Origin of the sequence: Pseudomonas sp. SID14000 (assembly GCF_002165135.1) — a bacterium.
Classification (GTDB): domain Bacteria; phylum Pseudomonadota; class Gammaproteobacteria; order Pseudomonadales; family Pseudomonadaceae; genus Aquipseudomonas.
Map to the genome: position 1 here is coordinate 271,224 of NZ_NFZQ01000001.1, position 18,320 is coordinate 289,543.

Below are 18,320 nucleotides of genomic sequence, written 5' to 3' on the forward strand. Positions count from 1 at the left end.
TCGTCAGTCTGGTGAATGCAAAAAGTCAAAATACAGAAAAATCGAGCGCTGCATACTGCCCACGGGCAATGCCGGCGAAGGCCAGCAGTGCCGGCAGGCGCTCGGCGAAGCCCTGGAAGCTATGGTCGCCGCCGGCCTGGATGCGCAGGGCACAAGCACGGTAATAGCGCTCGGCGTGGCGATAGTCCAGGGTTTCATCGGCGGTCTGCAGCCACACTTGATAGCGGCTGGCATCCCCCGGGGCTGGTACTTCCAGCTCGGCCAGGGCCTGCACGTGATCGTGAGTCAGCTCCCAGGCTTCACCGGTGTAGTGATTGTGCTGGGTGCCCAGGTAGCCGTCGAAATGCTTGTGCGGCGTTACCGCCGGGTTTACCAGCAGGGCCTTGAGGCCATAGCGCTCGGCCAGATGGGTGGCATAGTAGCCGCCAAGCGAACTGCCTACCAGTAATGGCGCACCCAGCTGGGCGATGGCCGCTTCGAGCTGGGCGATGGCCTGCCGTGGGTGGTGGTGCAAGGCGGGCACCCGCAATTGGGCCGACAGGCCCAGTTGCTGCATCACGGCCTCGAGTTGGCGCGCCTTGGTGGAAAGCGGCGAGCTGTTGAAGCCATGGATATAGAGGATGGAACCCGACATGCTGCCCCCGGAATCTGTGGCTTCGCGCCTGATAATGCGGGCGCAGGGACGCGCAGTGTAGCGCGTTCGCCGGCTTTTGGCGCCGCACAGGGGTTTTAGCAACAAATTCTTCAACAGGGGTACGCGGTCTCCTGTGGGAGCGGCCTTGTGTCACGATAGGGCTGCGCAGCAGCCCCAAAATCTTCAATACCCCGGGCTATCGAAGTCGAGCTTCACTTCGAAGTCCAGCGCCCGCTTCACCCCGGTCTCCAACCGCCCGTCGGCATGCAGGCGCAACCAGCGGTAGCCCGGCTGCTCCTCGCTCACCTGGAAATCCTCGCTACGCGCCGCGAACTGGATACAGGTCGACGGCGTAGCCAGCAGGCGCAGGCCGCCACGCACTTCATCCCATTCCTGGTGCACATGCCCCCAGAGCAAGGCTCGCACCTGTGGATAACCCTCGACGATATCGAACAGCGCCTGGGCATTGCGCAAGCCGATCGGCGCAATCCAGGCACAGCCGATATCCACCGGCTGATGGTGGACGCACACCAGGCAATGCCGTTCACCCGCCTCCTGCAAGGCCGCGTCCAGCACTGCCAACTGGTCATCCTCCAGCAACCCGTGCGTAGCCCCGGGCACGGCCGTGTTGAGCATGACGATGCGCCACGCACCGATATCGGTCACCGCCTGAACCAGCTCCGGCGCCACTTGCGCCATGACCCGCGCCTCGTCATGGTTACCGGGCAACCAGCGGGTGGGTACGGCGAACGGAGCGGTCAGCTCGCGGAACGCTTCATAGGACGCCGCGCTGGCATCCTGGGACAGGTCGCCAGTGCACAGCAACAAGTCAACAAGCGGTTGCTCACGCCGCACCTGGGCCACGACATGGCGCAGGCTGTCACGGGTATTGAGCCCCAGCATGCTGCCGGCCGGGTCGGCGAACAGGTGGGCATCGGTCAGTTGCACCACATGCACGGGGCGCGATTGGTCTGGCTGCGGCAACGGCCGTCTCCTCGAACGGATTCAGCGCGAATTATGGCTGTACAACGGTTGCGAGCAAACACCCGTACCCAAACCACGTCACAATTCAGCGAACGCTTGCCAGCTCGTGGCCGCAGGCCAGGCAGTGGCTCAACCATTCGCCCAGGAACAGGTTGAGTTGGGCCTTTTCGTCCGGCTGGTGCATGGCCTCGTTGGGATAGGGGTAGATGCTGCGCAGGCGCCGGGTATGTTCGGCACTGACCACTTCGGCCATGCGCGCATCGTGGTACACCTGCACTTCCAGGTGCGGCACCGGCAACCACGGCAGGCTGTGCTCCTGGCGCACGTGCAGGGTGGTGGTGTACGGGCAGGCCAGCACCACGTCGAGCACCAGCACGCCGAGCATCTGGTCGCCCTGGGTCATGCCGATGCGGCGCGAGCTTTGTGCGGTGCGCATGTCGGGCAACAGGCGCATCAGCCGGGCGTAGTTGGCCTCGCAGGCTGCCTGCAGCCCGACCAGGTCGACCCGATAACGCTCGCGCAACAGGTTCACTTCCACATACCTCGTACTTCGTCACGGTTCAACGCCAGCCATTGCAGGCCAATGATGGTCGCCGCGTTGCAGATGCGCCCGTCGCGCACCGCCTGCAAGGCATCCTCGAACGACCACACACGCACGCGAATGTCCTCGCCCTCTTCTTCCAGGCCATGCAGGCCGCCTGCCCCTTCGCTGCTGCATCGGCCGAGGAACAGGTGAACGTATTCGTCACTGCCGCCGGGCGACGGGAAGTAACGGGTCATGGGCCACAGGGCGCTGAAAACCAGGCCAGCTTCTTCTTCGGCTTCGCGGTGGGCGACTTCCTCGGGTTGCTCGTCCTTGTCGATCAGCCCGGCCACCATCTCGATCAGCCAGGGGTTTTCGACCTTGTCCAGCGCCCCCACACGGAACTGCTCGATCAGCACCACTTCATCACGTTGCGGGTCGTAGGGCAGCACGCACACCGCATCGTGGCGCACGAACAACTCGCGGCTGATCTCACGGCCCATGCCACCGGCGAACAGCTCGTGGCGCAGGTGCACCTTGTCGAGCTTGTAGAAGCCCTGGAAGCAGTTGGCCCGCTTGACGATCTCGACCGCCTTGGGCACCGAATTCAACGTGTCTGACATGGGAATCCTCGTTGCTACATCAACCACATGCTTACCGCATCGCGCCATCCTACTCTGCACGCCTGCCGGTTTCATCCCTTTCCGGTAACCGTTCGCGCACTCGGGACAGCGCGCCTTCTCTCTGTTAGCTTAGTGGCGAACTGAAGGCCGCGCAGACGGTCAAAGGCCGACTTTTCCCTGTTCTGCAAGGATCCCCATGACACTTGTCAAACTGACTTCCATGGCTGTGCTGGCCCTGGCCCTGGGTGCCTGCCAAAGCCTGTTCACGCCCAACTACCGGGCGCCGCTAGAGGTCAAACGCGATGCCTGGGAGCATGTCAAACCCGGCTGCAGCGAAAGCGACTGCCCGCTGGTGAACATCGACATGATCCACTTCCCGGCCTTGCCCAAGCTCGATGGCATCGTCGAAAAACGCCTGCTGCAACTGACCGAAGACAACCAGCGCGGCAACGCACCGACCACCCTGCAAGCCTACGAGCAGCAGTACCTGGCCAGCGCCGACAAGCGCAACAGCAGCTACCTGCAGGCCAAGGTACGCGAGCAGCATGACGGACTGGTGATCATCGAACTGTCCAGCTACCTGGACAGCGGCGGTGCCCACGGCATGCCTGGGCGTGGTTTCATCAACTATTCGCGCAAGCTGGACAAGGTGCTGACCCTGCAGGACATGCTGGTGCCCGGCCAGGAAGACACCTTCTGGAAAACCGTCGAGGAATCGCACCGCGCCTGGCTTATCAGCGTGGGCATGGACAAAGACGCCGAGTTCGTCAAGACCTGGCCGTTCAAGCAGTCGCCGCACGTTGCCCTGACGTACGGCGCAGTGGTGGTCAAGTACGAGGTCTACACCATCGCGCCCTACTCCATGGGCCATGTGGAATTGAAGATCCCCTACCCGCGCCTGAATGGCGTGCTCAAGCCTGAGCTGTTTCCCGGCCGCGGCTGAAGCTCAGCAGCCCGTGCAGCAGCCCTGCCAGCAGCAATGCCGGCAGGGTCGCCCCCAGGTCCGGCGCCTGCGCAGCGATCACATGGTACGCTGCCACGCCCACCACCCAGGCCAGCAGTGCCTGCCAGTGCAAGCCATTCACCTGTGCCGGCAGGCGGCGGCGACGGATCACGTAGTGGTCCATCAGTACCACACCGAACAGCGGTGCGAACACCGAACCGATCAGCAGCAGGAAGTTTTCGTACTGTGCCAGTGGCGCCAGCAGGGCGATCAGCGTGCACAACACACCAATGGCCAGCGCCAGGTGCTCGACCTTCAGGCGTACCAGCACACCGGTGGAAACGGCCGCCGAGTGCATGTCGGCAAACGCCTTTTCCGACTCGTCCAGCAGAATCAGCAGCAATGGAATGCCCATGCCGGCGCCCGCCAGGGCCAGCAGCAGGGCGTTGGCTTCGCCACTGCCGGCGAAGGCCAAGGTGTAGGCCACGCCCAGGCTCATCAGCCAGGCATTGCCAATGAAGTAGCCCAGCACCGTACCGCCGAACACCTGTTTGCCGTTACGGGCAAAACGCGAATAGTCGGCGATCAGCGGCAACCAGGACAGCGGCATGGCGATGGCGATGTCGAAGCCCACGGCCAGCGCCATCGAACCGTCGCCGGCGCGGTTCCACAGTGCCGTCAGGTCGGCCTTGGCGAACAGGTTCCAGGTCAGCCACAGGCAAGCGCCCAGCAGCAGCCAGATGCCCCAGGTGCGCAGCACCCTGCGCACGAACGCCAGCGGCCCACCGACCGCGAGCAAGGTGGCCAGGGCGCCGAAGCACAGGGTCCAGAGCATCGGGCTGTTCCAGGCACTGGCTTCGCCGAACGCACGCGCGCCCAGCAGGCTGGCGGCATCGCGCATGACAATGATCTCGAACGCGCCCCAGCCCACCAGTTGCAGCAGGTTGAGCAGCGCCGGCAAGCGCGCGCCATGGCCGCCCAGGCTGAGCTTCAGGGTACCCATGGCCGACAGGCCGGTGTCGCTGCCGATGACACCGGCAGCCCCCAACAACAGCACACCCACGCCGGTGCCCAGGGCGATGGCCAGCACCGCACCGGCCAGGCCCAGGCCTGGGGCCAGCATGGCGCCGACCTGCAGCACCATCAGGCCGATGCCCAGGGAGAACCATAGCGAGCACAGGTCGCGGGCGCCGAAGATGCGCTGGGCGATGGGGACCGGGTGGTCGGGGGAGAATTGGCTGGGTGATGTCATGGTTGGCGCTCGCCGGCAATGTTGTTGGTGTTCCTGGCGAGGACTGCGTCCTCGTATCGCGACACAAGGCCGCTCCCACAAAAACCGCGCTGGCCTCAAGCCTTGCGCAGTCCCTGTGGGAGCGGCCTTGCGTCGCGAAAGGGCCGCAAAGCGGCCCCAGCGGTCTTAGACTTTGTGATACAGCTGGCTACCTTCCTGGCGGAACCGCTCGGCCTGCTCGCGCATGCCTTGCTCGACCGTCACATCCACGGTTTCGATCTTGGCGGCGTACTCACGCACTTCCTGGGTGATCTTCATCGAGCAGAACTTCGGCCCGCACATGGAGCAGAAGTGCGCGACCTTGGCCGATTCCTTAGGCAGGGTCTCGTCGTGATAGGCGCGGGCAGTGTCCGGGTCCAGGCCGAGGTTGAACTGGTCTTCCCAGCGGAACTCGAAGCGTGCCTTGGACAAGGCATTGTCACGAATCTGCGCGCCTGGGTGGCCCTTGGCAAGGTCGGCGGCATGAGCGGCGATCTTGTAGGTGATGATGCCGGTCTTCACGTCATCCTTGTTCGGCAGGCCCAAGTGCTCCTTGGGCGTGACGTAGCAGAGCATGGCGCAACCGAACCAGCCGATCATCGCCGCACCAATGCCAGAGGTGATGTGGTCGTAGCCAGGAGCGATATCGGTGGTCAGCGGGCCAAGAGTGTAGAACGGTGCCTCGTCGCAGCACTCCAGCTGCTTGTCCATGTTCTCCTTGATCAGCTGCATCGGCACGTGGCCGGGACCTTCGATCATGCACTGCACGTCGTGCTTCCAGGCGATCTTGGTCAGCTCGCCGAGGGTTTCCAGTTCACCGAACTGCGCAGCATCGTTGGCGTCGGCAATCGAGCCGGGACGCAGGCCGTCACCCAGCGAGAAGCTGACGTCGTAGGCCTTCATGATTTCGCAGATTTCTTCGAAGTGGGTGTACAGGAAGTTTTCCTTGTGGTGCGCCAGGCACCACTTGGCCATGATCGAGCCACCACGGCTGACGATACCGGTGACACGCTTGGCGGTCAGCGGCACATAGCGCAGCAGCACACCGGCGTGGATGGTGAAGTAGTCAACGCCCTGCTCGGCCTGCTCGATCAGGGTGTCGCGGAACAGCTCCCAGGTCAGGTCTTCGGCTACGCCGTTGACCTTTTCCAGGGCCTGGTAGATCGGCACGGTACCAATCGGCACCGGCGAGTTGCGGATGATCCACTCACGTGTTTCGTGAATGTGCTTGCCGGTGGACAGGTCCATGACCGTGTCCGAACCCCAGCGGATGCCCCAGGTCAGTTTGGCCACTTCTTCCTCGATCGAGGAACCCAAGGCACTGTTGCCGATGTTGCCGTTGATCTTCACCAGGAAGTTGCGGCCGATGATCATCGGCTCCAGTTCCGGGTGGTTGATGTTGGCCGGGATGATCGCGCGGCCACGGGCGATTTCCTGGCGAACGAACTCAGGGGTGATTTCTTTCGGAATGTTGGCCCCGAAGCTGTGGCCGGCATGCTGCTCGTCGAGCAGGCCGGCGGCGCGTGCCTCTTGCAGCTTCATGTTTTCGCGGATGGCCACGTATTCCATCTCGGCAGTGATGATGCCCTGGCGGGCATAGTGCATCTGCGAGACGTTGGCGCCCGCCTTGGCGCGACGCGGGTTGCGCACGTGGGCGAAACGCAGCTTGGCCAGTTCGGCATCGTTCAGGCGCTGTTGACCGAAGTCGGAGCTCAGGCCGGCAAGGCGCTCGGTGTCACCACGTGCGTCGATCCATGCCGAACGCACGTCGGCCAGGCCCTTGCGCACGTCGATGACCACGTTGGGGTCGGTGTATGGACCGGAAGTATCGTAGACCAGCACCGGGGCATTGGACTCGCCACCGAAATCGGTCGGGGTGTCGTCCAGGCTGATTTCACGCATGGGCACGCGGATGTCCGGGCGCGAGCCTTCGACATAAACCTTGCGCGAACGCGGGAACGGTTGCACGGACTGCTGATCGACTTGTGCCGATTCGCTGAGGTTGATCGCTTTTTCTTGTTTGGTCATCACAGGCTCTCCAGACGGCTTCCTAGCAGGGGAATGTCGGGGTGAACCTGAAAGGCGCGGACGCACCCTTCATGGGTGCAGTGCCGGATATGGGGTGCCTGAAGCCGCATGCAGCTGTGACATTCCCGGACCTGGCACAAGAGGCTCCCCGGGAAGGCGAGCAATCTTGTTCCCTACGCAGGCGCTAACCTGATCAGGTTCAACGGGATCCGCAACTTTGCGATCTCAGCCTTTGCTTCAAGGCACCCCGACAAGAACATGCGCAGTCTAGACTGGAGTGGTCGGCAAAGCCAAGCGAGTAAATGCGCGGATGATGAAAGGCACCCCGAGCGATTGTTGCCGGGTGCGCATGGCACTACACTGGCCCGTCGCTCGATACTCAACAGTTCAGTAATTCAATTTCGTACAAGGATTGCCTCTATGCTGCGCAAACTCTCACTGGCGATAGCCGTGTCTTGTGCGTCCAACGGAGTGGTCTGGGCAGCGGACGTGCCCCCAACAGTGAAGACCGACCTGGTCAGCGTCTATCAGGAAGCGGTCGACAACAACGCTGACCTGGCTGCAGCCCGCGCCGACTATGGCGCCCGCCGCGAAGTGGTACCGCAGGCCCGCGCCGGGTTGCTGCCTAACTTGTCGGCAGGTGCCGAGATGCTGAACACTCGCACCAAGCTGGACGAACCATCGGCCACCAGCAACCGCAGCGGCAATACCTGGAACGCAACCCTGGCACAGCCAATCTTCCGTGCTGACCGCTGGTTCCAGCTGCAGGCGGCTGAAGCGGTCAACGAGCAGGCGGCACTGGAGCTGTCGGCGACCGAGCAGAATCTGATCCTGCAAACCGCGCAGAACTATTTCGCCGTGCTCCGCGCCCAGGACAACCTGGCCGCGACCAAGGCCGAGGAAGCTGCCTTCAAGCGCCAGCTGGACCAGTCCAACGAACGGTTCGACGTCGGCCTCTCCGACAAGACCGACGTACTGCAGTCCCAAGCCAGCTACGACACGGCACGGGCCAACCGGATCATTGCCGAGCGCCAGGTACAGGATGCCTTCGAGGCTCTTGTGACCCTGACCAACCGGGAATACACGTCGATTCAAGGCGTAGTCCATACCCTGCCGGTGCAGGTCCCTACGCCCAACGACGCCAAAGCCTGGGTCGAAACCGCCGGGCGTCAGAACCTCAACCTGCTAGCCACCAACCACGCAGTCACCGCTGCCGAGGAAACCCTGCGCCAGCGCAAGGCCGGCCATGCGCCGACCCTCGACGCAGTGGCCAAGTATCAGAAGGGTGACAACGACAACTTCGGTTTCACCAACCCCGCACCGGCCCCCGTTACGCGCTACGGTGGCGACGTGGAGCAGACCAGCATCGGCCTGCAACTGAACATCCCGATCTACAGCGGCGGCCTGACCAGCTCGCAGGTGCGCGAGGCCTATCAGCGCCTGAGCCAAAGCGAGCAGCAACGCGAAAGCCTGCGCCGCCAAGTGGTGGAAAACACGCGCAACCTGCATCGCGCAGTGAACACCGATGTGGAACAGGTGCAGGCGCGCAAGCAGTCGATCATCTCCAACCAGAGCGCCCTGGAAGCCACCGAGATCGGCTATCAGGTGGGTACCCGCAATATCGTCGACGTGCTCGATGCCCAGCGTCAGCTGTACACCTCGGTGCGCGACTACAACAACAGCCGCTATGACTACATCCTCGACAACCTGAGCCTGAAGCAGGCGGCCGGCACGTTGAGCCCGCAGGATCTGCAGGACCTCAAGCAGTACCTGAAGCCGAATTACAACCCGGACAAGGACTTCCTGCCGCCGGACCTGGCTGCTGCTGCGGCCAAGAACTTCGAGCGCAGGCCTTGAGATAGAAACCGCCCGTGTGGGAGCGGCCTTGCGCCGCGAAAGGGCTGCAAAGCAGCCCCGCAATTTGTGCATTTACGCCGATACCCCGGGGCCGCGTTGCGGCCCTTTCGCGACGCAAGGCCGCTCCCACATGAATCGCGCAGAATGGCATTTAGCGGATAAGTGCACCCAACCCATCGAGCAACCGCTGCAAGGCCCCTTGGTTGGCCCGCATCACCGCCCTGCCCGCCTCGCCCATGCGCTGTGCATCCTGCGGCAACTCGACCAGCCTCCGTACCGCTTCGGCCAGCCCCTCGGCATCGTCCACCTGCTGCAACGCCCCCGCCTCGCGCAGCATCGCGCTGATTTCGAGAAAGTTGAACACATGCGGCCCCATCAGTACCGGCAAGGCCAGCGCCGCGGGCTCCAGCGGGTTGTGCCCGCCGGTCGCCACCAGGCTGCCACCGACGAAGGCGATATCGGCCAAGGCATAGAGGAACAGCAGTTCGCCCATGGTGTCGCCGAGCAATACCCGCGTCTGCGCATCGACCGGCGTGCCGGCAGAGCGTCGCACGGTGGTGAACTGTTCGCTGCAAAGCGCATGCACCGCAGCGAATCGCTCGGGGTGGCGCGGCACCAGGATCAGCAGGGCATCGCCATGCACCTGCAACAACTGCCGATGTGCCTGCAGGATCAATGCGTCTTCACCTTCGTGGGTGCTGGCGGCGATCCACACCGGGCGCTGTGCAGCCCCCCACTGTTCACGCAATGCCCTGGCACGCGGCAACAGTTGCTCATCGATCTTCAGGTCGAACTTGATCGAACCGGTGACCTGCACGCACTCCGGACGCGCGCCCAGGTCACGGAAGCGCTGGGCCTCGGTTTCGGTCTGCACGGCAATCAGGCTCATCTCGGCCAGCATGGGCCGGGTCAGCCTGGCAAAACGCCCATAGCCATGGGCCGAGCGCTCAGACAAGCGTGCGTTGGCCAGCGCTACCGGAATGCCGCGCTTCGCACACTGGTGAATGTGGTTGGGCCACAGCTCGGTTTCCATGATGATGCCCAGCTTCGGCTGCACATGATCAAGAAAACGCCCTGCCGCCCAAGGCAGGTCGTAGGGCAGGTAGCAATGCTGCACGCGCGGTTCGTCGGCGAACATGGCGCGAATACGCTCGGAACCGGTCGGGGTCATGCAGGTAAGCGTGATCGGCAATTCCGGGTAGGCCTTGAGCAAGGCACGCACCATCGGTGCCGCTGCAATGCTCTCGCCCACCGATACCGCGTGCACCCAGATGCCGCCCTGGCGCATGACCGGCAGCTTGAAGGCAAAGCGCTCGCCGATGCGTTGGCCATAGGCCGGCGCCTTGCGCGCGCGCAGGTACAGGCGCAGCGCAACCAGCGGCAGGCCCAGGTGAAACAACAAGGTATAGAGAGTTCTGTTCATGGCCGCGGAGTTTACCCGATCGCGCGCAGGTGCACCGCAAAGCGCTCGGCCAGCCACTGCGCGGCCGGCCCCAGTGGCTCGTCACGGCGCCAGGCCAGTTCCACCACCAAGGCCGGTGGCCGCCACTCGCTGTCCAGTTCGACCATGTGCGCCTGGTAGGTCGGATACTGCACCACGTGCCGCGGCAGCCAGGCCCAACCAAGGCCGCGCATCAGCAGTTCGGCCATGGCGTAGAAGCTGTCGGCGCGCCACACCTGCGGGCTGACCGCCTCGCCGCCGGGGTAACCGCTTTGCTGCGGGGCGATCAGCAATTGTCGATGGCGCGCCAGTTGCTGGCGAGTGACCCGGCCTTCGCCAGCAAGCGGATGGCCAACCGCGCACACCGTAACCATTTCCACACTGCCCAGGGCGCGCCGCTCCAGCGAAGCCGGGATGCTCTCGTGATGGAAAAACAGGCCAAGGTCGGCGCGCCGCTCCACCAGCTTGCGCGCCACGTCGCCCTGGGCGCCGCTGGCCAGTTGCACCTCCAGAAACGGGTAGCGACTGGCCAGCTCGTCGAGGCTGTCGATGACCGGCTGATAGGGCATGGCTTCATCCTGGGCGACCCGCAACAAGGCCTCCTGCCCGCGCATCAGCGCCAACGCACGGCCATCCAGGCGCTCGCACTGGCGCAACAGTTCGCGGGCATCTTCCAGCAAGGCGCTGCCGTTCTCGGTCAGCTTGGGTTGCCGGCCACTGCTGCGCTCGAACAAGGTGACCCCCAGGTCGGTTTCGAGCAGGGCGATCGCGCTGCTGATCGCCGACTGGGCCTTGCGCTGCTCGCGGGCCACGGCAGAGAACGAGCGCAGTTCTGCCACGCGCAGGAAGGTACGCAGTTGTTCAAGGTTCCACTGCTCGGCCATCAGCCTATCTCCCATATTGATAGGTAATGACTTTACCCCATTCGGGGTAGGTCTAGAATCTGCGGCCAGTTACCGGAGGATCCTGCCATGAATGCCTACACCTACCTCGCCATCGCCATCTGCGCCGAAGTCATCGCCACCGCGTCCATGAAAGCGGTGAAAGGCTTGAGCACGCCCTTGCCGTTGCTGCTGATGGTGGTTGGCTATGGCATCGCGTTCTGGATGCTCACCCTGGTGGTGCGCAGCATTCCGGTGGGGATCGCCTATGCCGTCTGGTCTGGGCTGGGGATTGTGCTGATCAGTGTGGCGGCACTGGTGATCTATGGGCAGAAGCTGGATGTACCGGCGATGCTGGGGATGGCGATGATTGTGGGTGGGGTGGTGGTGATTCAGCTGTTTTCGAAAACGGCTGGGCATTGATGTTCGCCTGAATATTGCCGGGGCCGCTTTGCGGCCCTTTCGCGACACAAGGCCACTCCCACAAAAGCATGTGCTCTACCTGTGGGAGCGGCCTTGTGTCGCGATGGGCTGCACAGCAGCCCCAAGGATCGCAAAGCCCATGCAGGCGCGACCCTGTATACTTGCCAGCTGTCCCAGTCTTCGAGGTATCGCCATGCCATCCGCCATTTCCACTGACGTGCTGATCGTCGGCGCCGGGGTCGCAGGCCTCTGGCTCAATGCCCGCCTGCGCCGCCTGGGCTACTCAACAGTACTGGTGGAACGCGCCAGCCTTGGCGGCGAGCAGACTATCAAGTCCCAGGGCATCATCCATGGCGGCACCAAGTACGCCCTGCACGGCGCCCTTACCGGCGCTTCGGAAGCCATCGCCGACATGCCGCGCCGCTGGCGCGAAGCGCTGAGCGGCAGCGGCGAGCTGGACCTTACCAGCACCCGCCTGCTGTCCGACGCCCACTACCTGTGGTCGCCAGGCACCCTGGCCGGCAACCTCACCAGTTTCTTCGCCAGCAAGGCCGTGCGCGGCCGGGTCGACCAGGTGAAAGGCGAGCAACTGCCACCCGCGCTGCAAGACCGCGCCTTCAAGGGCAAGGTCTATCGCCTGGCCGAGCTGGTCATCGACGTGCCCAGCCTGCTGGCCAACCTGGCCGAACTGGCAGGCGACAGCCTGCTGGCCGGTGAGCGCATCGAGCCGCTGCGCGAGGGCGACGAGCTGGTCGGCCTACGCGTGGACGAGCGCGATATCCGCGCCCAGCGCATCGTGCTCAGTGCCGGCGCCGGTACCGAAGACCTGCTGCATGCCCTGGGCCTGAACCAGCCGGCCATGCAAACACGCCCACTGCACATGGTCATGGCCAAGGGGGCCAACCTGAAACCGCTTTACGCCCATTGCCTGGGCGGCGGCCCGAAGCCACGGGTGACAGTTACCACCCACCCGGCCGCCGATGGCCAGTGGGTCTGGTACCTGGGCGGCGACCTGGCCGAAGCCGATGGCGTTGCCCGCGAGCCGGCAGCGCAAATCGCCGCGGCGCAGAAAGAAATCGCCAGCCTGCTGCCATGGGTCGACCAGAGCCAGGTGCGCTGGGCCACCCTGCGGGTCAACCGTGCGGAACCCGCGCAATCGGGACTGGTGCGCCCGGACAACGCCTTCCTCGCCGACCAGCAACGCCTGCTGGTGGGCTGGCCTACCAAGCTGGCCCTGGCACCGGATTTCAGCGACCGGGTCATCAGCCACCTGGAGCGAGACGGCATCCGCCCACAGGCGCAGGCCGACCTGGCCGACCTGCCACGCCCACCGCTGGGCGTACCGGCCTGGGAGCAACTGCTGCCATGAGCCTGCCCACCCTACACGACTTCCATCGCCCCTTGGGCAGCACCGGTTTCAAGGTTTCGCCGCTAGGCCTGGGCACGGTCAAGCTGGGCCGCGACCAGGGCGTTAAGTACCCCACCGGCTTCACCATCCCCGGCGATGACGACGCCCGCCTGCTGCTGGCCCAGGCCCGCGAGCTGGGCATCAACCTGATCGACACCGCCCCGGCCTACGGCCGCAGTGAAGAACGCCTGGGCCCGCTACTGCGCGGCCAGCGCGATGAATGGGTGATCGTCAGCAAGGTTGGCGAAGAATTCGATAATGGCCAATCGCACTTCGATTTCAGCGCCGCCCACACCCGCCGCTCGGTGGAGCGCAGCCTGCGGCGCCTGGAAACCGACCGCATCGAGATGGTGCTGGTGCATTCCGACGGCAACGACCTGGCGATCCTCGAACAGCAGGAGGTCTACCAGACCCTGGCCGAGCTCAAGCAGGAGGGCAAGATCCTTGGCTTCGGCCTGTCCGGCAAGACCGTCGCCGGCGGCCTGAAGGCACTGGAGCAAGGCGACTGCGCCATGGTCACCTACAACCTTAACGAACAGGCAGAACGCCCGGTACTGGACTACGCTGCCGAACACGGCAAGGCCATCCTGGTGAAGAAGGCCCTGGCCAGCGGGCATATCTGCCTGGCCCCGGGCGTTGACCCGGTGCAAGCCAGCTTCGAACTGCTGTTCGCCCACCCGGGCGTCAGCAGTGCTATCGTCGGCACCATCAATCCGTTGCACCTGGCCCACAACGTGGCCACCGTCGCCCGTATCCTGGGCCAGCATTGAGTTGCTCCAGGCCCAAGGGCCTGGAGACTGACCCGACGCAAGGAGGAGCCTCGTGGCGCGAACGCTGATCCGCAAGAACCCGAGCAACTTCAAGACACTGCCGCTGCATGTCGAAGCCACGCCCGAAGGGCTGATCTACCAGAGCATCGGCATGCCCCTGAACTTTGCTCAGACCCAACAGCGGCGCAAGTCCATCCAGTTGCCCGACGTGCAGCGGTTCGTAGTCGAACTGGCCAACCTGGGCGTGTCGGTGCGACTGACCCTGCATTGGCAGAACCGCGATTACTGGGTGCTGGTACGTCAGCGCCGGCAAGACCGTGGCGATGTAGTGCTGAAACTGATTTCCGGCTATGTGCCGGCGCAGGAGCTGAACCTGCCGCTGCATACGGCCGTGCAGGAAGTGGCCGAGGAATGCTTGCTGGAAACCCCGGAAGGCTGGCTGGGCGGGCGCTTCAATGACACCTGGCTGCCCGTCCCCTACGCCGCCGCCCTGCACTACCGCGAAACACCGCACTTCGTGCTGGCCCCGGAGTCCGGCGCCGCGCGCCCGGTACACTGCGGCAAGCTGATGCTGCTGGAACGGCCACGGGCCTATGTGCACTTGCCCACCGCCTCGCTGCAACTGATCTATGACATGCGCCTGCAGGTACCCCGGGACGCCAAGAAGCTCAGCCTGTTCCATGTTGATGAGCGGCTGGAAGGTGACCAGTTGATAGCAAGGCTCAACCGCAAACGGCCGGATCTTTACCTGATGCCGTTGAAGGACGGCCAGCCACTGGCTGAGCTCTATACGTTGACGAGGGATGAGCTGGTACCGGCGAGCACGCGCGGGCTGTACCTGGCCGAAAGCTTTGCCCGGCAGGAAGGTTGGGTGGTGAAGGATGAGCGGGTGCGCTGGAAGGACTGGCTGAAGCAGCAGGGGTTGGAGGAGAGCAGGCCGGTGCGGGCATCGCACCTGCAGCGGTTTGGCGACAAGGCGCGGGCACTGCTGGAGCGGGCGCGTACTTCACTGCACAAGTAAGATTCCGAGGCCTGCGCCGCCCCTGTAGGAGCAGCCTTGTGCTGCGAAGAGGCCGGTAGGGGCAGAGAAATGCTTTTGCCCTACCGGCCTCTTCGCAGCACAAGGCTGCTCCTACAGGTAATGAGGCAGCCTCAGAGGTTCGCTCAGTTCTTGCGAATCTTCTCGACGATCGCCGTGGTCGAGCTGTTCTCGACCAGCCCCAGTACCTTCACGGTACCGCCATAGGCCTTGACGATATCGGCGCCCACCACCTGGTCGATGCCATAGTCCCCCCCCTTGACCAGCACATCCGGCTTGACCTGGCTCAGCAGGTTTTCCGGTGTGCCCTCGGGGAAGCTGATCACCCAGTCTACCGCCCCCAACCCGGCCAGTACGGCCATGCGCCGGTCAACGCTGTTGATCGGCCGGCCCGGCCCTTTCAAGCGGCTGACCGACGCATCGTCGTTGACCGCGACGATCAGGCGATCGCCCTGGGCCCGCGCCTGCTCCAGGTAGGTGACATGCCCGGCATGCAGGATGTCGAAGCAGCCGTTGGTGAAGACAATCTTCTCTTTGTGCGCCCGTGCGTCATCGATGGCCAGCAGCAGTTGCTCCAGGCCCAGCACGCCGCGCTCGGAGCCTTCCTCACGCTGGATCGCCCGGCGCAGCTCGGGGGCGCTGATCGCAGCCGTACCCAGCTTGCCGACCACGATGCCCGCCGCCAGGTTGGCCAAGGCCACCGCGTGGGGCAGGTCCTCGCCGGCAGCGATGGCCGCGGCGAGGGTGGAGATGACGGTATCACCGGCACCGGTCACGTCGAACACTTCACGCGCCCGCGCCGGCAGGTGCAGCGCCGGCTGGCCGCTGCGCAGCAGGGTCATGCCGTGCTCGCCACGGGTCACCAGCAAGGCACCCAGGTCCAGGTCCTGCAGCAGCTGCAGGCCCTTGGCGACCAGCTCGGCCTCATCGGCGCAACGGCCGACAATGGTCTCGAACTCGCTGAGGTTGGGGGTGATCAGGCTGGCGCCACGGTAGATGGAAAAATCCTTGCCCTTGGGGTCGGCCAGCACCGGAATGCCCTTGGCCCGGGCCGCCTGGATCAGGCTCTGGTGGTTTTTCAGTGCGCCCTTGCCGTAGTCGGACAGGACCAGCACCTTGACGCCCTCAAGCAGGCTGTCGATCTCGGCACCCAGCGACAGCGGGTCGGTGGCGAACGGCTCTTCGAAATCGATGCGCAGCAACTGCTGATGACGGCTCATGACCCGCAGCTTGACGATAGTCGGCTGGTGCGCGATGCGCTGGAACACCGAGCGCACGCCGGCAGCCTGCAGGCTGTTGGCCAGGCTGTCGGCGGCCTCGTCCTGGCCGGTGACGCCAATCAGCGAAGCCGGTGCGCCCAGGGCGGCAATGTTCAGGGCAACGTTGGCCGCGCCGCCGGGGCGATCCTCGATCTGATCGACCTTGACCACCGGGACTGGCGCTTCAGGCGAGATACGCGAAGTACCACCATGCCAGTAGCGGTCGAGCATGACATCGCCGACCACCAGTACCGGGGCTTGATCGAAACGCGGCATGGACAACTTCATGGGCAACCCATATGGAAATAATGAACAGGGGCAGGATATTAGCACAGGGTAGACGACGGCTTTATGGCCAGATCACCCCAGGAAAATTCCCGTGACAATCGGGGCCGCGATGGCCCCGATCAATGAGGGTTCAGGTGATATCGGCCTTGGCCGGCTCATCCAGGCCCATGGCATGCAGGCGGGCATAATGGCCATTGGCCGCGAGCAGCTCGGCATGAGTGCCGCGCTCGACCAGACGGCCCTGGTCCATGACCAGGATCTGGTCGGCCTTCTCGATGGTCGACAGGCGGTGGGCGATCACCAGCGTGGTACGGCCTTGCATCACATGGTCCAAGGCAGCCTGGATATGCCGCTCGGACTCGGTATCCAGCGCCGAGGTGGCTTCGTCGAGGATCAGCAGCGGCGCGTTCTTCAGCAGTGCCCGGGCGATGGCCAGGCGCTGACGCTGGCCACCGGAAAGCAGCACGCCGTTTTCACCCACTTCGGTATCGAAGCCTTTCGGCAGCCGGTCGACGAACTCCTTGGCGTAGGCATCTGCCGCAGCGGCTTCGATGTCGGCGCGCGGGGCGCCGGCCAGGTCGCCATAGGCGATGTTGTTGGCCACGGTGTCGTTGAACAGGGTGACGTGTTGGGTCACCTGCGAAACGTGGCGACGCAGGTTGCGCAGGCGATAGTTCTCGATCTCCACGCCATCGAGCAGGATCTGCCCCTGATCGTGGTGATAGAAACGCGGAATCAGCGCCGCCAGGGTCGACTTGCCGCTGCCGGAGCGGCCGACCAGGGCAATCATCTGCCCCGGCTCGGCCACGAAGCTGATATCGCTCAGCACCTCACGCTCGGTACCCGGGTAGGTGAAGCTCAGGTTGCGCACTTCCAGGCGCCCTTCCACCCGCTCCTTCTCGACGGTGCCGCTGTCCACTTCAGGTGCTTCGTCCAGTTGCTCGAAGATGCTCTCGGCACCGGCCAGGCCTTTCTGGATGGTCGAACTGACTTCCGAAAGCTGACGAATCGGCTTGGGCAACAAGCCGGCGGCGGTGATGTAAGCCACCAGATCACCGGCAGTGGAATCACCGCGCAGGAACAGTACCAGGAACATCAACGCGGCCATGGCGGTGTAGATCACCAGTTGCAGCATCGGCGTGTACAGCGAGCCGGTTTTGGTCATGTGCAGCTGCTTGTCGGTGTTGCTCTGGCTGGCCTTGCCGAAACGCTGCTGCTCGTAGGCCTCGCCGCCGAAGCTGCGCACCACGCGGTAACCCTGGATGGTTTCCGAGGCGACGTGGGTGACGTCGCCCATGGCCACCTGGATCTTCTTGCTCTGCTTGCGGAATTTCTTGCTGGCGACGCTGACCATCACCGCGATCACCGGCAGGATGGCGACCATCACCAGGGTCAGGTGCCAGTTCATCCACAGCAGGTAGCCAAACAGGAACACCACGGTCAGGCCTTCGCGGATCACCACCTTGATCGCATCGGTGGCGGCACCGGTGACCATGGTCACGTTAAAGGTGATGCGCGAGATCAGGTGCCCGGAGTTGTGGTTGTCGAAGTAGCGGTTAGGCAGCACCAGCAGCTTGTTGAACAGTTCCACACGCAGGTCGTGCACCAGGCACAGGGAAACCTTGGCCAGGAAGTAGTTACCAAGGAACGAACCCAGGCCCTGCCACGCGGCGATCAGGATGATCAGCAGCGGCACCGCCTGCAGCAGTTGCAGGTCGCGCAGATAGGGGACGTTGGGGAACAACACCGCTTCGGGGTTGCTCAGCCCATCGACGAAATACTTGAGGATGCCAGCCAGCATCGGCTGGGTCGAGGCAAAGATCACGAAACCGATGATGCTCAGCAGGAAAATGCCGACATAGGGTTTCACATAGCTCAGCAGCCGGAAGTAGATCTTCAGGCTGGAGGTGTGTTCCGCCGGTCGCGGTGTTTCGGCCATTATCAAGCTC

Annotated in this window: 16 protein-coding genes and 1 riboswitch; of the genes, 6 read left to right on the forward strand and 10 right to left on the reverse strand. The window is 64.0% G+C overall.

The annotated features are described in order from the left end of the window. Positions 1 to 25: 25 nt before the first annotated feature. The 4 genes from CAY82_RS01275 to CAY82_RS01290 all read right to left on the reverse strand — a co-directional run bounded on the left by CAY82_RS01275 (position 26) and on the right by CAY82_RS01290 (position 2,764). Positions 26 to 634, reverse strand: coding sequence for a YqiA/YcfP family alpha/beta fold hydrolase (locus CAY82_RS01275; RefSeq protein ID WP_087499598.1), 609 nt, complete (start codon positions 632 to 634; stop codon positions 26 to 28). Between the two features lie 183 nt (positions 635 to 817). Beyond that, positions 818 to 1,618, reverse strand: coding sequence for a 3',5'-cyclic-AMP phosphodiesterase (cpdA, locus tag CAY82_RS01280; RefSeq protein WP_087499599.1), 801 nt, complete (start codon positions 1,616 to 1,618; stop codon positions 818 to 820). An 85-nt stretch (positions 1,619 to 1,703) separates the two neighbouring features. Further along, positions 1,704 to 2,156, reverse strand: coding sequence for a DUF1249 domain-containing protein (locus tag CAY82_RS01285; protein WP_087499600.1), 453 nt, complete (start codon positions 2,154 to 2,156; stop codon positions 1,704 to 1,706). Then, positions 2,147 to 2,764 carry an NUDIX domain-containing protein gene (locus tag CAY82_RS01290; protein WP_087499601.1) on the reverse strand — a complete coding sequence of 206 codons (618 nt, stop codon included), beginning with the start codon at positions 2,762 to 2,764 and terminating at the stop codon, positions 2,147 to 2,149. Before CAY82_RS01290 ends, CAY82_RS01285 begins: the two co-directional genes overlap by 10 nt. A gap of 196 nt (positions 2,765 to 2,960) precedes the next feature. Here CAY82_RS01290 and CAY82_RS01295 point away from each other — a divergent pair, with 196 nt between their 5' ends. Then, positions 2,961 to 3,707, forward strand: a complete 747-nt coding sequence (locus CAY82_RS01295; RefSeq protein ID WP_087499602.1) for an RsiV family protein — start codon at positions 2,961 to 2,963, stop codon at positions 3,705 to 3,707. Here CAY82_RS01295 and cytX read toward each other — a convergent pair. Further along, a complete protein-coding gene (cytX, locus tag CAY82_RS01300) occupies positions 3,676 to 4,959 on the reverse strand; it encodes a putative hydroxymethylpyrimidine transporter CytX (protein WP_087499603.1) in 1,284 nt (427 codons plus the stop codon). The genes CAY82_RS01295 and cytX overlap by 32 nt on opposite strands. 165 nt (positions 4,960 to 5,124) lie before the next feature. Continuing rightward, complete coding sequence (thiC, locus tag CAY82_RS01305) at positions 5,125 to 7,005, reverse strand: phosphomethylpyrimidine synthase ThiC (protein ID WP_087499604.1); 1,881 nt, start codon at positions 7,003 to 7,005, stop codon at positions 5,125 to 5,127. Positions 7,006 to 7,158: 153 nt separating this feature from the next. After that, positions 7,159 to 7,265: riboswitch (TPP riboswitch) on the reverse strand. A 160-nt stretch (positions 7,266 to 7,425) separates the two neighbouring features. Here thiC and CAY82_RS01310 point away from each other — a divergent pair. Continuing rightward, positions 7,426 to 8,862 carry a TolC family outer membrane protein gene (locus CAY82_RS01310; protein ID WP_087499605.1) on the forward strand — a complete coding sequence of 479 codons (1,437 nt, stop codon included), beginning with the start codon at positions 7,426 to 7,428 and terminating at the stop codon, positions 8,860 to 8,862. A 151-nt stretch (positions 8,863 to 9,013) separates the two neighbouring features. Here the strand turns inward: CAY82_RS01310 and waaA are convergent, their stop codons facing one another. Both waaA and CAY82_RS01320 read right to left on the reverse strand, forming a co-directional pair. Continuing rightward, complete coding sequence (gene waaA / locus CAY82_RS01315) at positions 9,014 to 10,285, reverse strand: lipid IV(A) 3-deoxy-D-manno-octulosonic acid transferase (protein ID WP_087499606.1); 1,272 nt, start codon at positions 10,283 to 10,285, stop codon at positions 9,014 to 9,016. Positions 10,286 to 10,296: 11 nt separating this feature from the next. Then, positions 10,297 to 11,187 carry a LysR family transcriptional regulator gene (locus tag CAY82_RS01320; protein WP_087499607.1) on the reverse strand — a complete coding sequence of 297 codons (891 nt, stop codon included), beginning with the start codon at positions 11,185 to 11,187 and terminating at the stop codon, positions 10,297 to 10,299. An 87-nt stretch (positions 11,188 to 11,274) separates the two neighbouring features. Here CAY82_RS01320 and CAY82_RS01325 point away from each other — a divergent pair, with 87 nt between their 5' ends. From CAY82_RS01325 to CAY82_RS01340, 4 genes are all read left to right on the forward strand, one after another. Further along, the gene (locus CAY82_RS01325; RefSeq protein ID WP_063911950.1) at positions 11,275 to 11,607 is read left to right on the forward strand and encodes a multidrug efflux SMR transporter; all 333 of its coding nucleotides are present in this window, start codon (positions 11,275 to 11,277) and stop codon (positions 11,605 to 11,607) included. Between the two features lie 193 nt (positions 11,608 to 11,800). Then, positions 11,801 to 12,976, forward strand: coding sequence for an FAD-binding oxidoreductase (locus CAY82_RS01330; protein ID WP_087499608.1), 1,176 nt, complete (start codon positions 11,801 to 11,803; stop codon positions 12,974 to 12,976). Next, positions 12,973 to 13,785 (forward strand): aldo/keto reductase, encoded by an 813-nt coding sequence (locus CAY82_RS01335; RefSeq protein WP_087499609.1) that lies wholly within the window; start codon positions 12,973 to 12,975, stop codon positions 13,783 to 13,785. The genes CAY82_RS01330 and CAY82_RS01335 overlap by 4 nt, the downstream gene beginning before the upstream one ends. Before the next feature lie 52 nt (positions 13,786 to 13,837). Then, positions 13,838 to 14,806: a metal ABC transporter ATPase gene (locus CAY82_RS01340; RefSeq protein WP_087499610.1), complete on the forward strand. Its 969-nt coding sequence runs from the start codon at positions 13,838 to 13,840 to the stop codon at positions 14,804 to 14,806. A gap of 143 nt (positions 14,807 to 14,949) precedes the next feature. Here CAY82_RS01340 and hldE read toward each other — a convergent pair whose 3' ends face one another. Then, the gene (hldE, locus tag CAY82_RS01345; protein ID WP_087499611.1) at positions 14,950 to 16,371 is read right to left on the reverse strand and encodes a bifunctional D-glycero-beta-D-manno-heptose-7-phosphate kinase/D-glycero-beta-D-manno-heptose 1-phosphate adenylyltransferase HldE; all 1,422 of its coding nucleotides are present in this window, start codon (positions 16,369 to 16,371) and stop codon (positions 14,950 to 14,952) included. A gap of 130 nt (positions 16,372 to 16,501) precedes the next feature. Further along, positions 16,502 to 18,310 carry a lipid A export permease/ATP-binding protein MsbA gene (gene msbA, locus CAY82_RS01350; RefSeq protein ID WP_087499612.1) on the reverse strand — a complete coding sequence of 603 codons (1,809 nt, stop codon included), beginning with the start codon at positions 18,308 to 18,310 and terminating at the stop codon, positions 16,502 to 16,504. Positions 18,311 to 18,320: the final 10 nt, after the last annotated feature.

What these genes read in the sequence shown, in the direction of transcription:
- cytX (WP_087499603.1), bottom strand. Translation starts at nt 4,959, where the DNA reads ATGACATCACCCAGCCAATTCTCCCCCGACCACCCGGTCCCCATCGCC.
- CAY82_RS01310 (WP_087499605.1), top strand. Translation starts at nt 7,426, where the DNA reads ATGCTGCGCAAACTCTCACTGGCGATAGCCGTGTCTTGTGCGTCCAAC.
- CAY82_RS01320 (WP_087499607.1), bottom strand. Translation starts at nt 11,187, where the DNA reads ATGGCCGAGCAGTGGAACCTTGAACAACTGCGTACCTTCCTGCGCGTG.
- CAY82_RS01275 (WP_087499598.1), bottom strand. Translation starts at nt 634, where the DNA reads ATGTCGGGTTCCATCCTCTATATCCATGGCTTCAACAGCTCGCCGCTT.
- msbA (WP_087499612.1), bottom strand. Translation starts at nt 18,310, where the DNA reads ATGGCCGAAACACCGCGACCGGCGGAACACACCTCCAGCCTGAAGATC.
- thiC (WP_087499604.1), bottom strand. Translation starts at nt 7,005, where the DNA reads ATGACCAAACAAGAAAAAGCGATCAACCTCAGCGAATCGGCACAAGTC.
- CAY82_RS01325 (WP_063911950.1), top strand. Translation starts at nt 11,275, where the DNA reads ATGAATGCCTACACCTACCTCGCCATCGCCATCTGCGCCGAAGTCATC.
- CAY82_RS01290 (WP_087499601.1), bottom strand. Translation starts at nt 2,764, where the DNA reads ATGTCAGACACGTTGAATTCGGTGCCCAAGGCGGTCGAGATCGTCAAG.
- CAY82_RS01295 (WP_087499602.1), top strand. Translation starts at nt 2,961, where the DNA reads ATGACACTTGTCAAACTGACTTCCATGGCTGTGCTGGCCCTGGCCCTG.
- hldE (WP_087499611.1), bottom strand. Translation starts at nt 16,371, where the DNA reads ATGAAGTTGTCCATGCCGCGTTTCGATCAAGCCCCGGTACTGGTGGTC.
- CAY82_RS01335 (WP_087499609.1), top strand. Translation starts at nt 12,973, where the DNA reads ATGAGCCTGCCCACCCTACACGACTTCCATCGCCCCTTGGGCAGCACC.
- waaA (WP_087499606.1), bottom strand. Translation starts at nt 10,285, where the DNA reads ATGAACAGAACTCTCTATACCTTGTTGTTTCACCTGGGCCTGCCGCTG.
- CAY82_RS01330 (WP_087499608.1), top strand. Translation starts at nt 11,801, where the DNA reads ATGCCATCCGCCATTTCCACTGACGTGCTGATCGTCGGCGCCGGGGTC.